The sequence below is a fragment of the Mesorhizobium sp. Root695 genome (assembly GCF_001428185.1).
Taxonomy (GTDB): Bacteria; Pseudomonadota; Alphaproteobacteria; order Rhizobiales; family Rhizobiaceae; genus Mesorhizobium.
The window spans coordinates 329,387-343,991 of record NZ_LMHO01000012.1 but is presented as its reverse complement, the minus strand read 5'-3'; the positions used below and the strand labels follow the sequence as shown (position 1 = coordinate 343,991).

At 58.7% G+C, this 14,605-nt stretch carries 12 protein-coding genes and 2 pseudogenes; 5 read left to right on the top strand and 9 right to left on the bottom strand.

Annotated elements, in window-relative coordinates:
• Positions 1 to 21: 21 nt before the first annotated feature.
• From ASD99_RS35275 to ASD99_RS14600, 4 genes are all read right to left on the bottom strand, one after another.
• Positions 22 to 1,842, bottom strand: a complete 1,821-nt coding sequence (locus tag ASD99_RS35275) for a sugar transferase (RefSeq protein WP_082525204.1) — start codon at positions 1,840 to 1,842, stop codon at positions 22 to 24.
• An 85-nt stretch (positions 1,843 to 1,927) separates the two neighbouring features.
• The gene (locus ASD99_RS33310; protein ID WP_156388982.1) at positions 1,928 to 2,128 is read right to left on the bottom strand and encodes a hypothetical protein; all 201 of its coding nucleotides are present in this window, start codon (positions 2,126 to 2,128) and stop codon (positions 1,928 to 1,930) included.
• Complete coding sequence (locus tag ASD99_RS14605) at positions 2,101 to 3,183, bottom strand: glycosyltransferase family 4 protein (RefSeq protein ID WP_057144053.1); 1,083 nt, start codon at positions 3,181 to 3,183, stop codon at positions 2,101 to 2,103. The genes ASD99_RS33310 and ASD99_RS14605 overlap by 28 nt, the downstream gene beginning before the upstream one ends.
• Before the next feature lie 59 nt (positions 3,184 to 3,242).
• A complete protein-coding gene (locus ASD99_RS14600; RefSeq protein WP_244482717.1) occupies positions 3,243 to 4,094 on the bottom strand; it encodes a sulfotransferase domain-containing protein in 852 nt (283 codons plus the stop codon).
• A 428-nt stretch (positions 4,095 to 4,522) separates the two neighbouring features.
• Between ASD99_RS14600 and ASD99_RS14595 the strand changes: the two genes are divergently transcribed.
• Entirely contained in the window at positions 4,523 to 5,422 is a 900-nt protein-coding gene (locus ASD99_RS14595) for a formyltransferase family protein (RefSeq protein WP_056581827.1), read from the top strand.
• A 92-nt stretch (positions 5,423 to 5,514) separates the two neighbouring features.
• On the opposite strand, the gene ASD99_RS14590 is transcribed toward ASD99_RS14595, so the two are convergent.
• From ASD99_RS14590 to ASD99_RS14575, 3 genes are all read right to left on the bottom strand, one after another.
• Positions 5,515 to 6,546: an NAD-dependent epimerase/dehydratase family protein gene (locus tag ASD99_RS14590; protein WP_057144052.1), complete on the bottom strand. Its 1,032-nt coding sequence runs from the start codon at positions 6,544 to 6,546 to the stop codon at positions 5,515 to 5,517.
• Positions 6,543 to 7,892 (bottom strand): UDP-glucose dehydrogenase family protein, encoded by a 1,350-nt coding sequence (locus tag ASD99_RS14585; protein WP_057144128.1) that lies wholly within the window; start codon positions 7,890 to 7,892, stop codon positions 6,543 to 6,545. The genes ASD99_RS14590 and ASD99_RS14585 overlap by 4 nt, the downstream gene beginning before the upstream one ends.
• An 885-nt stretch (positions 7,893 to 8,777) precedes the next feature.
• The gene (locus tag ASD99_RS14575) at positions 8,778 to 9,452 is read right to left on the bottom strand and encodes a hypothetical protein (RefSeq protein ID WP_056581825.1); all 675 of its coding nucleotides are present in this window, start codon (positions 9,450 to 9,452) and stop codon (positions 8,778 to 8,780) included.
• A gap of 521 nt (positions 9,453 to 9,973) precedes the next feature.
• On the opposite strand from ASD99_RS14575, the gene cysT reads away from it, so the two are divergent.
• From cysT to ASD99_RS34430, 4 genes and pseudogenes are all read left to right on the top strand, one after another.
• The gene (gene cysT, locus ASD99_RS14570) at positions 9,974 to 10,840 is read left to right on the top strand and encodes a sulfate ABC transporter permease subunit CysT (protein ID WP_057144050.1); all 867 of its coding nucleotides are present in this window, start codon (positions 9,974 to 9,976) and stop codon (positions 10,838 to 10,840) included.
• Positions 10,833 to 11,717: a sulfate ABC transporter permease subunit CysW gene (cysW, locus tag ASD99_RS14565; RefSeq protein ID WP_056581823.1), complete on the top strand. Its 885-nt coding sequence runs from the start codon at positions 10,833 to 10,835 to the stop codon at positions 11,715 to 11,717. The genes cysT and cysW overlap by 8 nt, the downstream gene beginning before the upstream one ends.
• A gap of 187 nt (positions 11,718 to 11,904) precedes the next feature.
• Positions 11,905 to 12,939: pseudogene (locus ASD99_RS14560) on the top strand (sulfate/molybdate ABC transporter ATP-binding protein); the annotation flags it as partial.
• A gap of 1 nt (position 12,940) precedes the next feature.
• Positions 12,941 to 13,141: pseudogene (locus tag ASD99_RS34430) on the top strand (sulfate ABC transporter ATP-binding protein); the annotation flags it as partial.
• Positions 13,142 to 13,167: 26 nt separating this feature from the next.
• Here the strand turns inward: ASD99_RS34430 and ASD99_RS14555 are convergent.
• Positions 13,168 to 13,401: a hypothetical protein gene (locus ASD99_RS14555; protein WP_056581822.1), complete on the bottom strand. Its 234-nt coding sequence runs from the start codon at positions 13,399 to 13,401 to the stop codon at positions 13,168 to 13,170.
• Between the two features lie 167 nt (positions 13,402 to 13,568).
• Entirely contained in the window at positions 13,569 to 14,594 is a 1,026-nt protein-coding gene (locus tag ASD99_RS14550) for a sulfate ABC transporter substrate-binding protein (RefSeq protein WP_056581821.1), read from the bottom strand.
• Positions 14,595 to 14,605 lie beyond the last annotated feature (11 nt).

The window sequence follows — 14,605 nt, the reverse complement described above, 5'->3', positions numbered from 1 at the left end:
AACAGATAGGGCAAGAATATCTTAAGTATTTGGCTCTCTCATCTTAAAGAAAATCAGATACTTCCATATTTTAGCAATCTCCTCGGGATGAAGCGCAACATATATGACGCGCCTCTTTCGCTGTTGGTCGAGGACTGATCCAAGGTTGGATCCGGTAAGAGATACGCCGAAATCCGACGGACCCGAATAGGCCTCGCCGAGCATGCGATCCAGCATCAACTCTCCCAAAGCCGGGGTATAGCGCGCAGAGTTCCAGTACCATCGCATCGCCTGATGACGATCGCCCGGATCCGGAATGTCTTCCATTGTAATGGAGTTATAGCCGCTAAAATCCCACAGTTTCACTTCAGACGTGGCTGTCTTGAATGCATTGACCTGATCTACAGCATATGTGAGGTCCATACGCCAGCGGTCGTAAACCGGGAGAAGCCCCATGGCCCTGAGTGCTTCCATCTGACGAGCATGTATCGGTGAAATGAAGAGCGTGACGTCCACGCCAGCGGCGGTGAGGCGGTCCAGCAGGTCACGCAACAGGCCGATTCTGGTCAGGTCATAGTCGAAGCTGCCGGGGGACGAAAACTCCGCCATCAACCGATTCAGCTTCTGGTCGGATACCTGTCTGTAGCTGTAATTGTGCGCTAGCGTGATCTGGTGAAAACCGTCTTCCTTGTCGGTCTCTCGAAATCCAATGCTGTTGGCGTGCACCGTCCGCAAAGCGTCGATAAAGCTTTCAGGGGAGAACAAGGAGCGCGCATAAACGATAGGCATTGGAACCCCGGCAAAGCCGGATTCCGGAAAATCTTGCGTTTCCTTTTGGTCGGCCTCAAACATGGAAAAATCGAGATTGACGATCACCCGGCGGGGCGTGTCATGAGCCAAGGCGAACATGCCAATGTCATAGAGTTCGACCATGCTCGCGCGGGGAACTGCCGCATTGTAGGCCTTTAGCCTGTTGAGGCTCGGTCCTGCTGGGTCAAGACCGACGCGAGCCCGCGAGCCGCCGAGGATCAAGGTATCGTAGTCGGTAAGCCATAGACGTAGCGAGTGCTCTGCACTCGCGCCTATCGAGAGGCGATGTGTCTTTTCGGCATTGAAATCGCGAATCTCCGGAAGATGACTAATCCCATACGGATCCACAACGAAAACGAAGCCCGCAATCCCGAGCTCTAGCAACCCCCCCAAGACTGCAACCCTCAAAGCCAGCCGTGGCAGGCGCGATCCGGATATCATTAATGGCGGGCTTGGCGCAGGAGCCTGCGAGCCCCTGAATTTGGGCATGGTCATGTGTCCTGCGGGGTTGATGCCCTCGCGGATGAACACCTTGTAAAAGGTCAGGCAGAGGATTCTTATGTCGAGCCAGAATGTCCGGTGATCAACATACCAAACGTCCAGAGCGAAGCGGTCCTCCCAATCAAGTGCGTTGCGGCCTTTCACCTGCGCCAAGCCCGTGATGCCAGGAGTGACTTCGTGACGACGCGCCTGCTCAGGGCTATAGCGCGGCAGATATTCTACCAAAAGAGGCCGAGGCCCGACGAGGCTCATCTCGCCCCGCAATACGTTGATCAGTTCGGGCAGCTCATCAAGGCTGCTTGCCCGCAGGAAGTTACCGAAGCCAGTCAGCCTGTAAGCATCGGGCAGCAGCCGGCCATGACGATCCCGACGATCGGTCATCGTTCTGAACTTGATTATCTTGAAGGTTTTTCCGTGCAGTCCGGGACGTTCCTGGCGGAAAAAAACTGGACGCCCAAGAAGCAGCGCGACTGCAATTGAAAGTACCATGATGAAGGGCGACATCAGCAGCAGAAGGCAGGCGGCAACGAGCAGGTCGAACGTGCGTTTCATGAGCGATGCTCCTTTCGTCGGCATGCCTGCCGCGGCTCGCTGATACGCCCTCCGGCCAACCGCGACGCTCCGTAATAATCAAAAGCTAAACCACGTCACGGGAGATGTTGTGAAACATAATTTCGAAAGGCAGAACAAGGACTCGACCTGCGCCGAACAGCGCCTGAGAACGCTTGAGATGTTCTTGTCCAACACCGGATATTTCGATTGCAGATCGAGAACCTGAATGGCTGAGTTCGGTGTCGATTGCTTTCAATTTCAGAATTTCGTCAAAGCGGTGTTCCATTTTTCCGCGATCTCCTGCATTGAGAACCGGGCGCTCGTTTCGCGAGCTAATCGCCCCATTTTCTGGCGAAGAGCGTTGTCTCGCATCAGGCATGCCATTGCGGATGCCAACTCGGCAACATCGTCAACCGGCACGAGCAAACCCGAAACGCCTGACTCGATGATCTCGGATGGACCGAAATCGCAGTCCGTTGCGACGACCGGCCGGCCGGCCGCCATAGCCTCGATCAGCACGTTGGGAAAGCCTTCATACCGTGACGTTAGGACAAACAGGGAGGCGTCGCGTGCCCATTCACCCGGACGCTCCGTAATGCCGTCAAGCTTTACCCTGTCCCTCAGATCAAGTGCATCGATCTGACTTTGAAGAAGACCCCTATCCGGTCCCTCGCCGAAAATCGTCAATGTCCATGCCGGAAATTCCGTAGCGATCTTGGCAAACGCCTTGATCAGCGTATCGAAGCCCTTCTGTTCCACCAGACGTCCGACGGCGACCAGACGAAACGTCTCGGTGCCTTGGTTCTTGTGGGCATCGGTTGCTTGGCACGGATTCCCGATAACGAAGGCCTTTCTTCTGAGCGTATCCGGCAGTGTCGTGAGAATCGCATCGGTCTGCATGACAAGCCGATCCGCCCATCGAAGTATAACCCCGGAAACGAGGCGCCATGCGAAGTGCTTTTTTTGCGCGTTTGGATTGTTTCGTTCCGAGATAATGACCCGGATGCCGAGGTTTTTTGCCGCCAGCAGGCAGAGAATATTGATTTTTGTTAGAAATGAAACGACCAGGGTAGGCTGAAGATTTTTGAATTCTGCACGCAAAATGAACACGCGCCGCAGGCTGCGGACAAATCCGAATTTCGAAAGCCGTGAAGCTTCATCCTCTACAAGCTTGTGAACCGTGACATTCGGGTGCAGGGCAAAGTAGCTCTTTTCTTCTTCTCTCACGAAAGCAAACAGATGGACTTCATCGCCGCGCCGGCATCGATCCGCGGCAAGCAGACTGACCACACGCTCCGTCCCTCCTGCACCCAAACCCGCCTGCACAAGCGCAAGTCGCATTTACGCCTCTCTTAATTCCAAACCGTCGATCATCTCGCCCTGGCGTTTTTATCGATGAGTCAGCAATGAAGTTCATACGAGCCGCATACGAGCCGCGTTCCGCCACGGCGAAGCAGCTCCACCGCCGCTGGAGTTAGCCAGTCCATGCAGGTCTGCTCGATGAGTTCGGCCTGCACATCACTAAGATAGTCCGCAAAGCCGCCGACCTTACCGCAACGTGTCTGATGGCTTTCATCATCATGCGCCGCCGGGCTGCCCGCCATATCAAGCTCACGCATCGCATCGTAACGCGAAGCGTCGATGGAAGCCTGTAGCTCGCGCGCGGACGTCGTGTGGCCAAGGAATCTCAGGATCCGCGTACAGGTCCCCGCAGGGTCTTCGGTCAATTCCTCATAGCTCAACACCGCATTCTCGTGATGCTTAAGGCCTCGGCCCCACTCATTCAGGTAGACGATCAGAGCCGGCAAGCCTTGTTTACGATCGGCAATGAACGCGTCCATGTTTCCTTCGAAGCAGTGTTTGTGACGCGTAGCATGGAAATAAGCTGATACAATTATGCTGCGTGGATCTCGCACCATGAAGATGACGGGCCGGTTGAGAAAGAGCGAGCGCCTGTAGCCCAGGTGCGAAACCAGGACGAGTGGCACGCTGGGGCGCTCTTCTGTGTAACGGAAGGCCGGGATGCCCCTCGCTGGATCGAGATCGAAATCCGGAAGAACCTCGAACATCGGGGAAAGACCGGCATTTCCGCAACGGGCGTGGCGATTGAAGTAGTCCGAAAGGATCTGTCTAAGCCAGGTTCCTCCGCATTTCGGGTAGGAGACAAGAAACGCATCGGCGCCCGACGCAGCCCAGCTCATCCTGATACGGGTGTCGATCTTCTGGAATGCGCGAAGGGTGGTCGTCAGCATGGCGACAGGCCTTCGGTGTCAGGAGGCTGTTTCGAAACACGCTCTGGCGAACCATATGATGGTGGTTCCGAGAACCGGGGCGCATCCCAACGGTTGGCGAGACCATGCATGGCATGTCCCGTGCCCCCCGCACCAGGTCCGGGAATCACGACCGCCACGCGTAGCCGGTGCGATCCCCAGTTCCCAGCAGGAGTGGTGGCGCTGCGATACCGAAATGCCGGGTCGGCGAAGCTCTCCATTGCGTATTCCAGTCCCACTGTCCCAGTCTCTAGATATCCAGCTTTCCTCGACTGGAGGAGATGCAAATATGGCTACGTCAATGCTGCCGTTTACCTCTAAAGGTGAACTTGGGCGTAGAATCGAAGCGGCCATAGAAAAGGTCCGCGTCTCGCTGTCGCTTGCGGCACTTAAGCTGGAGTTCGAATTTGATGCGCATAGCCTTTGTCGGTGCGGTGGAAGGGTCCCGTGTTGCTTTCGACGCCCTCGTTGAAGCGGGTATGACGCCATCGCTGCTTGTCACCCTTGCGGCCGACGCCTCCACACGCCATTCAGATTTTGTGGATTTGTCGGGTCCGGCGCGCGCCGCCGGAGCCTCGGTCCATCTGACCAAGAACATCAACGCGTTTGATACAGTCGCTTGGCTCGAACAAGGTCGCCCCGATTTGACGCTGGTGATCGGTTGGTCGCAGATCTGCCGGGCCGAATTTCGTTCGGTCGCCCGCCTTGGGTCGGTAGGCTTTCATCCGGCGCCCTTGCCGCGCTTTCGAGGCAGGGGGGTGATCCCTTGGACGATCATCGCGAACGAGAGGGAGACTGGATCGACATTCTTTCGGCTCGATGAAGGCGTCGACAGTGGCCCGGTTATCCTGCAGAAGCTTTTTGCCGTGGCGCAGGACGAGACCGCGCGTTCGCTCTACGAAAAGCACAAGCAGGCCCTGCGGGAAATGACACCCCTCGTTGTGTCAGCGATCGCCCGCGACAACGGCGTGGGCGTTGCGCAGGACGATTCCCTCGCCAGCTACTGCGCCAAGCGCTCGGCGGATGACGGATCGATAGACTGGACGCAGACGGCTGAGGCCATTCTTCGTTTTGTCCGCGCTGTCGGCGATCCCTATCCAGGTGCCTTCACTGTAGGCGAGGGCAGCAAAATCGTCGTCGACAAGGCACGCATGTTTGCGGAACGAGGGCGTTACATAGGGCTGACTGGCCAGGTCCAGGCGCATACTGACGGTGGTTTTGCCGTGCTTTGCGGCGACGGAGCAACCATTGAGGTGACATCCTGGCGCGGCGCCAGGCCCAAGATACATGCCAAGCTGGTGTCGGCCTGAGAGGGCCATGCTGGCCCGCTCTGTGCCACGGTCCGCTTGGAAGGGATCTGCCGCTTCAGCTGTTTGTTTGGTGTATTTGAACGAAGGAATGTTCAGGCGGCGATTGTCGGCCGCGATGAGGGTCGTTCTTGCAGATACCAGCGTACGAAGGCAGCCACCCCGTCCTGTATGCTGGTCTTGGGGCGAAAGCCTGTAAGGGTCTGCAGGAGGCGCGGATCAGCATAAGTCGCCGGCATGTCGCCTGATTGCATCGGCAAAATCTTGCGGATGGCACGTTTGCCGAGGCAATTCTCGATTGTCTCGATGAAGGACAACAGCTCCACCGGCTGGCCGACGCCTATATTGACAACACGCCAAGGCGCCACGGGTGACAGCGTATCGACGACATCCGGTCCAGACACCGGCCGGCCGGCCACGGGCACGCATCCGATGAGCCGAACGATGGCTTCAACAAGATCATCAACATAGGTGAAATCGCGTTTCATCAAGCCTTCGCCATAGACTTCAATCGGACGCTCGTTCTGAATGGCGTCGACGAACTTGAAGAGCGCCATGTCGGGTCGGCCCCAGGGGCCGTACACGGTGAAGAACCGGAAGGATGTCGTTGGAATCTGGAAAAGATGCGAATACGAGTGTGACATCGCCTCCACCGCCTTCTTGGTGGCCGCGTAGAACGTTAGTGGCCAATCGGCCTTGTCGGTCTCAACGAACGGGATTGTTTCATTCGCGCCGTAGACCGAACTGGTGGAAGCAAGCAGCAGATGTCCTGGCTTCAGGTCACGGGCAAGTTCAAGGACGTTGAAGGAACCGACCAGATTGCTGTCGGTGTAGCTTCGCGGATTGTCGATCGAGTACCGCACACCGGCCTGTGCGGCCAGATGGACAATCACATCGGGCATGGCCGAGTCTGCCGCCCGCCGGAGCGCGTCCATGTTTTCCAACTGTCCGACGTGGAAGCGAAAGGCGTCATATCGCTGAAGCAAGGCATTTCGGGATTGCTTCAAGGCAACGTCGTAGTACGGCGTCATGCCGTCGAAGCCGGTTACGGAGTGACCGTCATCCAGTAGGCGTCGCGCCAGATGAAATCCGATAAATCCGGCGGTTCCGGTGATGAAATACCTCATTCGGCGGCCGCGGCAAAAGCAGAATTCTCCGCTGTCACCCCCTCGCCGATGTTCACGTACTCAAAACCATGCTTGCAGACCTCTTCGCGCCTGTAGATGTTACGAAGGTCGACTACTACCTGCTTCGACATGCAGCGCGACAGCCGTTCAAAATCGAGAGCGCGAAACTGGTTCCACTCGGTGATAATCACCAGGGCATCGGCGCCCTTGGCGCATTCGTACACTCCCCTCGCATAGTCGACGCTGGCGCCAAGCATGAGCTTGGCCTGTTCCATGCCCTCAGGGTCATACACCCGAACAAACGCCCCGAAATCGATCAAAGCCTGGATGATCGAGAGGGAAGGCGCGTCACGGACATCATCCGTGTGGGGTTTAAATGTGAGACCCAGTACGGCTATCGTTTTTGCTCGCACATTGCCGCCACAGGCGAGCACGATCCTGCGGGCCATGGTGCGTTTTCGCTGGTCGTTCACGGCGACCGTCGTTTCGACCAGCCGTAGCGGCGCGCCGCTATCTTGCGCCGTCTTGACGAGAGCCAGCGTATCCTTCGGGAAACAGGATCCCCCATAGCCTGGGCCCGCATGCAGGAATTTAGAACCGATGCGGTTGTCTAGCCCGATGCCTCGCGCCACCTCCTGCACGTTCGCACCTACGTTCTCGCAAAGATCCGCAATCTCGTTGATGAATGTGATCTTGAGCGCCAGGAAGGCATTGGCCGCATACTTTATCAGTTCTGACGTGCGACGTCCGGTGAACATGATCGGCGCTTGGTTGAGATAGAGTGGCCGGTAGACTTCCGCCATCACTTCGCGGCTGCGTTCGTCCGACGGTAGACCGATAACGATCCTGTCGGGACGTTTGAAGTCGTCGATAGCTGCCCCTTCGCGAAGGAATTCCGGGTTCGACACAACTGCTACATCTGCCGTCGGGTTGCAGCTGCGAATAATCCGCTCGACTTCATCTCCTGTCCCCACTGGCACTGTGGATTTGACAGAGACCACGGTGAAACCGCGAAGCGCAGCCGCAATTTCCCGCGCCGCCTCGTAAATATAGGAAAGGTCGGCATGACCGTCGCCTCGCCTCGAAGGCGTTCCGACAGCGATGAACACCACATCCGCATCTGCGACTGCTGGCGCAAGCTCGGTGCTAAAGACGAGCTGCCCAGTCGCAGAATTCTTGCAGACAAGGTCTTCGAGACCTGGCTCATAAATCGGCATTCTTCCAGCTTGAAGATCGACAATTTTTGCCTCTGCCTTGTCGATACAGACGACTTTGTGACCAAAGTCAGCCAAGCATGCCCCAGACACGAGACCGACGTAACCTGAGCCAACAACCGCGATGCGCATGAACTCGCCACTCTGATGATGATTTTGTTCGATTAAGCCAGCAGCGATCAAGAAAATGGAGCGCGAAATCGGATATGGCTTTACCTCTTCCGAGACCCGCCGCGATCTGGAAACCTCCGCCGGCGCCATTTGACTACTCTAAATGTTGATAGCCTTCCCACGGGATTAGACCCGAGCGATACCTCCTCGCCAAAACGCGGGCGAAGGATCGGTTGCCTGCGGCGCCCGTTGGCAAACGCTGTTGGAATGGGTTCACTGTCGTCCGTTTCCGACCAGTGCCTTTACGAGAGTGCATTGAGACGAGCGGAACTTCGCGGTTGAAGTGGCGGCAAACGCCTGGTCTACGGCTGCTTTCCGGCTCAGGCCATTGTGCAGGAATATCTACCCTTTCCTTCGAAACAGACCTCGCTGCTCGCAAAAGACGGCGGCTGACCACCCTGGGCCGCTACGATCGACGGAATTGGACACGTACGAACAATCGTCGGGCCGAGACGACTTCTTCTGGCATCCCGCCAAAGCCTTTTTGGCAGCTTCTACCCCAGAGCGATGTCCCCAAACCGCGATCCAGGTTCCGTCTATTGATCCGGAGATCGCTTCCAAGCGTGTTTGCCAGGATCAAACCGCATCAGCTGATCGAACTCTTTCTTCGTCAATTCTCCGGCCTGCGGTCGCTTCGTTTGTCGCTGCCAGGCTCTCAAAGCGTCCAATGTCCGCTGACTAATCCTGCCATCGGGAATACGAGTCAGGAAATTACTCTCGAATAGCCTCGCCTGGGCTTGATAAATTTCTGTTTGACTCATCTGGGACTGCGCAGCGGAGTGTTCCTACCCTCATGTCTGGTGGCCGCAATGGAGACCTGCCGTCAGGCACGGCTCAGGCAACGAATCAATGCGCGTGGTTGGGCGCCCGGTTTGTCTTCGGACCACGACCTGCGGTGACTGGCTTTGCGAAGAGGAAAGCTCCATCCTGGGAGAACAGATCCGCCGGCATCATTTGGAATTCGCGCTGCGAATGCGGCACGTCCAATTCCCTATCGATGATACGCCAGAGGTTGTCGAAGAACGACCCGTCGGCAAGCCGTACACTTCCCCCCTTTAGCGGCTTCGTAGAACAGAAAACTGTTGCGGGATTGGCCCACATGTCGGCAATCGCCACGTCGTAGTAACCAGGATGGGCGGTGTTGGGCTTGATGATGGCAAAGGGCGTGTTCTTTTCAGGCCAGCCTATCCTTCCCACTGTCAGGCATTCGCCTGGCTCGGGCAATCTTGCCTTCACCAGATAGGCCAGTGCCGCATCAATGCCCCCAATTTGCGAAACGACGTGGGCCGTCAATCCCGCGCGAGCCAAGTGCATCAATTCTTGAGCCTGTCGCTCATAGATATCAGCCAATGTCAGGAAAGCCCGCCATTGCTGATGTGGGCAGTCATTCTTGGCCTGACAGAGAAGCCGACCCGCCTCCAAGGCGGATTCGATCCTCCTTTTATCCGCTTCTGCGAACGCTTCGCGCGCCGGACGGATGTGTTCGGCCAGTTTCATCAACTCCTTTGAAATGGTCTCCATTTCTTCTACTCCCCGATCGATATCCAGCCAGCATCTTATTGTTACGTTGGTTTAGCCCTACGCAGAACTCCTCCAAGGGTATTGCACGAGATGCTATTGAGACTCATCACACCTATTCTGTTGGGGATGGCTCTACTTTCGGCTGCATCTGCCTGTTGGCTTTCACGCTGACATTCGACAGCGGAGCGCCGCATATCGAGCATGTTGAGGTCCACGGCAGGACGTTTCTCGGGACATCGCACCTGCATATGCAGGCACCTGTTCCAGCGGCGGAGTATTAGCCGATTGAAAATGGGGCGACCTTATCATTTCGGGGAGGGTGCCTATCCGACCTGATCCAATGTCCGCCCTCTAAGTGGTAGCTGCACGACCGCGGAATTCCCGAGTGGCGACGGAGGACGAAATTCCACTGAGCGAATAGACGTAGTGGGAGGGATCGTTCAACCAACTTGCGCACTCAGACCTCTTCGCGCCATAGCGGTGGCAAGCTTGGTTGAGTGGGAGGGACTCCCCTGAACGCGATGACCGCAACATCCGCGACCACAGCATCCGCGCAGGCGGGGTGGCGGTTCAGACAGCCGAGTGTCATTCCTGGTTTCGGATTGACGCTCGGCTTCTCGCTTGCCTATCTCACCCTCATCATCCTCATCCCGCTGTCGGGGCTGATCTGGCGCTCGGCCGCCCTTGGCTGGCCCGAGTTCTGGGCGATCGCAACCGACCGTCGCACCATCAACGCGCTTGAAATCAGCTTCGGCACCGCCTTCATCGCGGCTGGCGTCAACGTCGTCTTCGGCACGCTGGTCGCCTGGGTGCTGGTGCGCTACCGCTTTCCCGGCCGCCGCATCGTCGATGCCATGGTCGACCTGCCCTTCGCGCTGCCGACGGCGGTGGCCGGCATCGCGCTGACCACGCTCTACGCGCCGAACGGCTGGATCGGCAAATTGCTGATGCCGCTTGGCGTCAAGGTCGCCTATACGCCGCTCGGCATCGTCATCGCGCTGATCTTCATCGGCCTGCCTTTTGTCGTGCGCACCGTGCAGCCGATCATGGAGGAGATCGACAAGGAGGTGGAGGAAGCCGCCGCCACGCTTGGCGCCAGCCGCTTCCAGATCATCACCCGCATCCTGTTTCCAGGCCTGGCGCCGGCCATCGTCACCGGCTTTGCGCTGGCCTTCGCGCGCGGCGTCGGCGAATACGGCTCGGTCATCTTCATCGCCGGCAATTTGCCCTACAAATCCGAGATCGCGCCGCTTCTGATCGTCATCCGGCTGGAGGAGTACAATTATCCGGCGGCGACCGCGATCGCGGCGATCATGCTGTTTTTGTCGTTCCTGATGCTTCTGATCGTCAATCTCGCACAGTCATGGAGCCGCAAGCGCTATGGCTGATCCCGAGATCAAATCCTACGCACCGCATCACGAGAGCCGCTCGGCGGCGGTGACCGAGAGCCGGCCGGCGCAAGCCGTCCTGATGGCCGTCGCCTTCGCTTTCCTCGGCATTTTCCTGCTCTTGCCGCTGATCATCGTCTTCAACGAAGCCTTCGCCAAGGGCATCGGTGCCTACACCGAGGCGCTCGGCAATCCCGACACGCGCTCGGCGATCCGGCTGACGCTGCTGGTGGCGGCGATCTCGGTGCCGCTCAACATCGTCTTCGGCATCTCCGCCGCCTGGGCGATCGCCAAGTTCGAGTTCAAGGGCAAGGCCTTCCTGACCACGCTGATCGACCTGCCTTTCTCGGTCTCGCCGGTCATATCGGGCCTCGTCTATGTGCTTTTGTTCGGCGCCCAGGGGCTGCTCGGCGGCTGGCTGAAGGCGCATGGCATCGTCATCCTGTTTGCCGTGCCGGGCATCGTGCTGGCCACCGTCTTCGTCACCTTCCCCTTCGTCGCCCGCGAGTTGATCCCGCTGATGCAGGAGCAGGGCAATGGCGACGAGGAGGCGGCCCTCTCGCTTGGCGCCAATGGCTGGCAGACCTTCTGGTTCGTGACCTTGCCCAACGTCAAATGGGGGCTGCTCTATGGCGTGCTGCTGTGCAATGCGCGGGCCATGGGCGAGTTCGGCGCGGTCTCGGTGGTGTCGGGCCACATACGCGGCCTGACCAACACCATGCCGCTGCATGTCGAGATCCTCTACAACGAGTACAACGCCGTCGGCGCCTTTGCCGTGGCTTCATTGCTTGCGGGCCTGGCGCTCGTCACACTGGTCTTGAAAACACTTCTCGAGATGCGCTACGGCGCCGAGATCGCCGCCACGCGCGGGCACTGATGCATGTCGTCCAAAAGTGGGATCCGGTTTTGGGGCAACGACATGCATGAAACAAAGAAGTGCATGTCGCCCAAAAGTGGGATCCGATTTTGGGGCAACGACATGCATGAAACAAAGAAGTGCATGTCGCCCAAAAGTGCCTAGCGGTTTGGGACAACGACACGCCTCGAATGAAAAGGTTCTGTCGATGGAAGTTCGCGTTGCCAACGTGCGCAAGGAGTTCGACCGGTTTCCGGCTCTCCACGACGTGTCGCTCGACATCAAGTCGGGCGAGCTGATCGCGTTGCTGGGGCCGTCCGGCTCCGGCAAGACGACGCTGCTCAGGCTGATCGCCGGACTGGAGCGGCCGACGCGGGGAAACATCTTCTTCGGCGACGAGGACGCCTCGCACAAGTCGATCCAGGATCGCAATGTCGGCTTTGTCTTCCAGCACTATGCGCTGTTCCGGCACATGACGGTGGCCGACAATATCGGCTTCGGCCTGAAGGTCCGGCACGGGCCGTCGCGCCCGCCGGCGCAGGAGATCCGCCGCCGCGCCTCCGAGCTTCTCGACCTCGTCCAGCTGTCGGGGCTGGAGAAGCGCTATCCGGCGCAGCTCTCCGGCGGCCAGCGGCAGCGCGTGGCGCTGGCGCGCGCCATGGCCATCGAACCCAAGGTGCTGCTGCTCGACGAGCCGTTCGGCGCGCTTGACGCGCAGGTGCGCCGGGAATTGCGCCGCTGGCTGCGCGAAATCCATGACGCCACCGGCCACACCACCGTCTTCGTCACCCACGACCAGGAAGAGGCGCTGGAGCTTGCTGACCGCGTCGTTGTCATGAGCCAGGGCCGCATCGAGCAGGTCGGCACCGCCGACGACATCTACGACACGCCGAACTCGCCCTTCGTCTACGGTTTCATCGGTGAATCGAGCTCACTTTCCGTCAAGGTCGAGAATGGCGAGATCTGGCTCGCCGACCGTCCGATCGGGCTTGCCGCGCCYAACGAGCCCGCGGGCGATGCGACGCTCTACTTCCGCCCGCACCATGTCGAATTGCTGGACGGCTGCAGCGGCTGCATCGCCGGCACGGTCGCCGCCAGCCGCCGCGTCGCCGGCACGCGCCGGGTCGAGCTTGAGATCGGCGGCGAGCGCCAGCGGGTCGAAATCGAACTGCCGGTCGACCACCCCGCGGCCCAGAAAAGCCGGGTGGCGTTCCGCCCCGGACGCTGGAAGCTGTTTCCGGCGNGAGCGCCAGCGGGTCGAAATCGAACTGCCGGTCGACCACCCCGCGGCCCAGAAAAGCCGGGTGGCGTTCCGCCCCGGACGCTGGAAGCTGTTTCCGGCGTCGTCGATTGCAATCCAGAATCGCATGTTTGCGCTTGCGAACTGCAAGAAACGGGTTTCGGAAAAGCCTGAGCGGCTAAAGCCCACCACGCGCGCCGCCTGAATTGGGCCTATTATCTTGCGTCGGCTTCAAGGCCGACGCTTCTTCGTATCTGGAGCCGGGGCCAGCATCGTGAAAGCACGCCCAATCTCATGATCGCCTTCAGCCACGATAGTTGCCGAGATCAGTACGTGTTCTTTTTGCAGCAGGACTGAATGGGTCATTGTCCCAGCGGCCATCATTGTCGTCGAATAGCCCACGATGGACCAGCCTGAGGAAAGAAGGCGACTAAGCTTGTCGTCCTGTTGTTGTTCTCCAGCCATACGGTTTCTCCCGCGAGACCGAGAAGTTTGGAGGTGTGCAGACGCTGGCACTCTCTCGCTCTCGGTCCGGGGCCGATCCCACGTTATAATCGGGTCACCATTATGTTGATTCAGCCGACAGCACGGGCATCGGGGGGAGAAGCTATTTGGAAGATTCTCCTGTCCCCTTATTGAGGCTTGTAGATCTGGTCGAATATACCACCGTCGCCGAAATGATAAGGCTGGGCTTTCTTCCAGCCACCGAACTGCGGATCGTCGATGGTCACAAGCTTGATCGGTGGCAGCTTGGCGAGGTCTTCGGCCGGCACCAGATCGGGCTTGGCCGGACGATAATGGTTCCTGGCGATGATCGTCTGCGCTTCCTTGGAATAGAGCCAGCCCAGATAGGCTTCGGCGACCTTGCGTGTGCCCTTGGCGTCGACATTGGCGTCGACCACYGCCACCGGCGGCTCGGCCAGGATCGATGTCGGCGGGTAGACGATGTCGAAATTGTCGGCACCGAACTCGTCGAGCGCCAGATAGGCCTCGTTTTCCCAGCCAATCAGCACATCGCCGAGGCCCTTTTGCGCGAAGGTCACGGTCGAGCCGCGCGCGCCGGTGTCGAGCACCGGGGCATTGGCGTAGAGCTTGCCGACGAATTCCTTGGTCTTGGCCTCGTCGCCGCCATCGTTGGCGTTGGCGTAGGCCCAGGCGGCGAGATAGTTCCAGCGTGCACCGCCGGAGGTCTTCGGGTTCGGCGTGATCACCTGGACGCCGTCCTTGACGAGRTCGCTCCAGTCATGAATCCCCTTGGGATTGCCCTTGCGGACGAGGAAGATGATGGTCGAGGTGTAAGGYGCTGAATTGTTTTCGAATTTGGTGCGCCAGTCGGGATTGATCTTTTTCGATTTCGAGACAATGGCATTGATGTCGCCTTCGAGCGCCAGCGTCACCACATCGGCATCGAGGCCATCGATCACGGCGCGGGCCTGGGCGCCCGATCCGCCATGCGACTGCTGAACGGTGACCGTCTCGCCGGTCTCGGCCCTCCAATGGGCGACGAAAGCCTCGTCATAGGCCTTGTAGAGCTCGCGTGTTGGATCGTAGGACACGTTGAGGATGGTGGTGTCGGCAAACGCGAAACCGAGCGTGCCGAACTGGACAGATGTGGCGACCAGTGCGCCGAGCAGTTTCCTGAAATGAGGTTTGGTCATTTCTGCCTCCG

Coding starts and splice junctions, on each gene's coding strand:
- ASD99_RS14590 (WP_057144052.1), bottom strand. CDS start 6,546: ATGAGGTATTTCATCACCGGAACCGCCGGATTTATCGGATTTCATCTG.
- ASD99_RS14595 (WP_056581827.1), top strand. CDS start 4,523: ATGCGCATAGCCTTTGTCGGTGCGGTGGAAGGGTCCCGTGTTGCTTTC.
- ASD99_RS14585 (WP_057144128.1), bottom strand. CDS start 7,892: ATGCGCATCGCGGTTGTTGGCTCAGGTTACGTCGGTCTCGTGTCTGGG.
- ASD99_RS14605 (WP_057144053.1), bottom strand. CDS start 3,183: ATGCGACTTGCGCTTGTGCAGGCGGGTTTGGGTGCAGGAGGGACGGAG.
- ASD99_RS35275 (WP_082525204.1), bottom strand. CDS start 1,842: ATGAAACGCACGTTCGACCTGCTCGTTGCCGCCTGCCTTCTGCTGCTG.
- cysW (WP_056581823.1), top strand. CDS start 10,833: ATGGCTGATCCCGAGATCAAATCCTACGCACCGCATCACGAGAGCCGC.
- ASD99_RS14600 (WP_244482717.1), bottom strand. CDS start 4,094: ATGCTGACGACCACCCTTCGCGCATTCCAGAAGATCGACACCCGTATC.
- ASD99_RS14555 (WP_056581822.1), bottom strand. CDS start 13,401: ATGGCTGGAGAACAACAACAGGACGACAAGCTTAGTCGCCTTCTTTCC.
- ASD99_RS14575 (WP_056581825.1), bottom strand. CDS start 9,452: ATGGAGACCATTTCAAAGGAGTTGATGAAACTGGCCGAACACATCCGT.
- cysT (WP_057144050.1), top strand. CDS start 9,974: ATGACCGCAACATCCGCGACCACAGCATCCGCGCAGGCGGGGTGGCGG.
- ASD99_RS33310 (WP_156388982.1), bottom strand. CDS start 2,128: ATGGAACACCGCTTTGACGAAATTCTGAAATTGAAAGCAATCGACACC.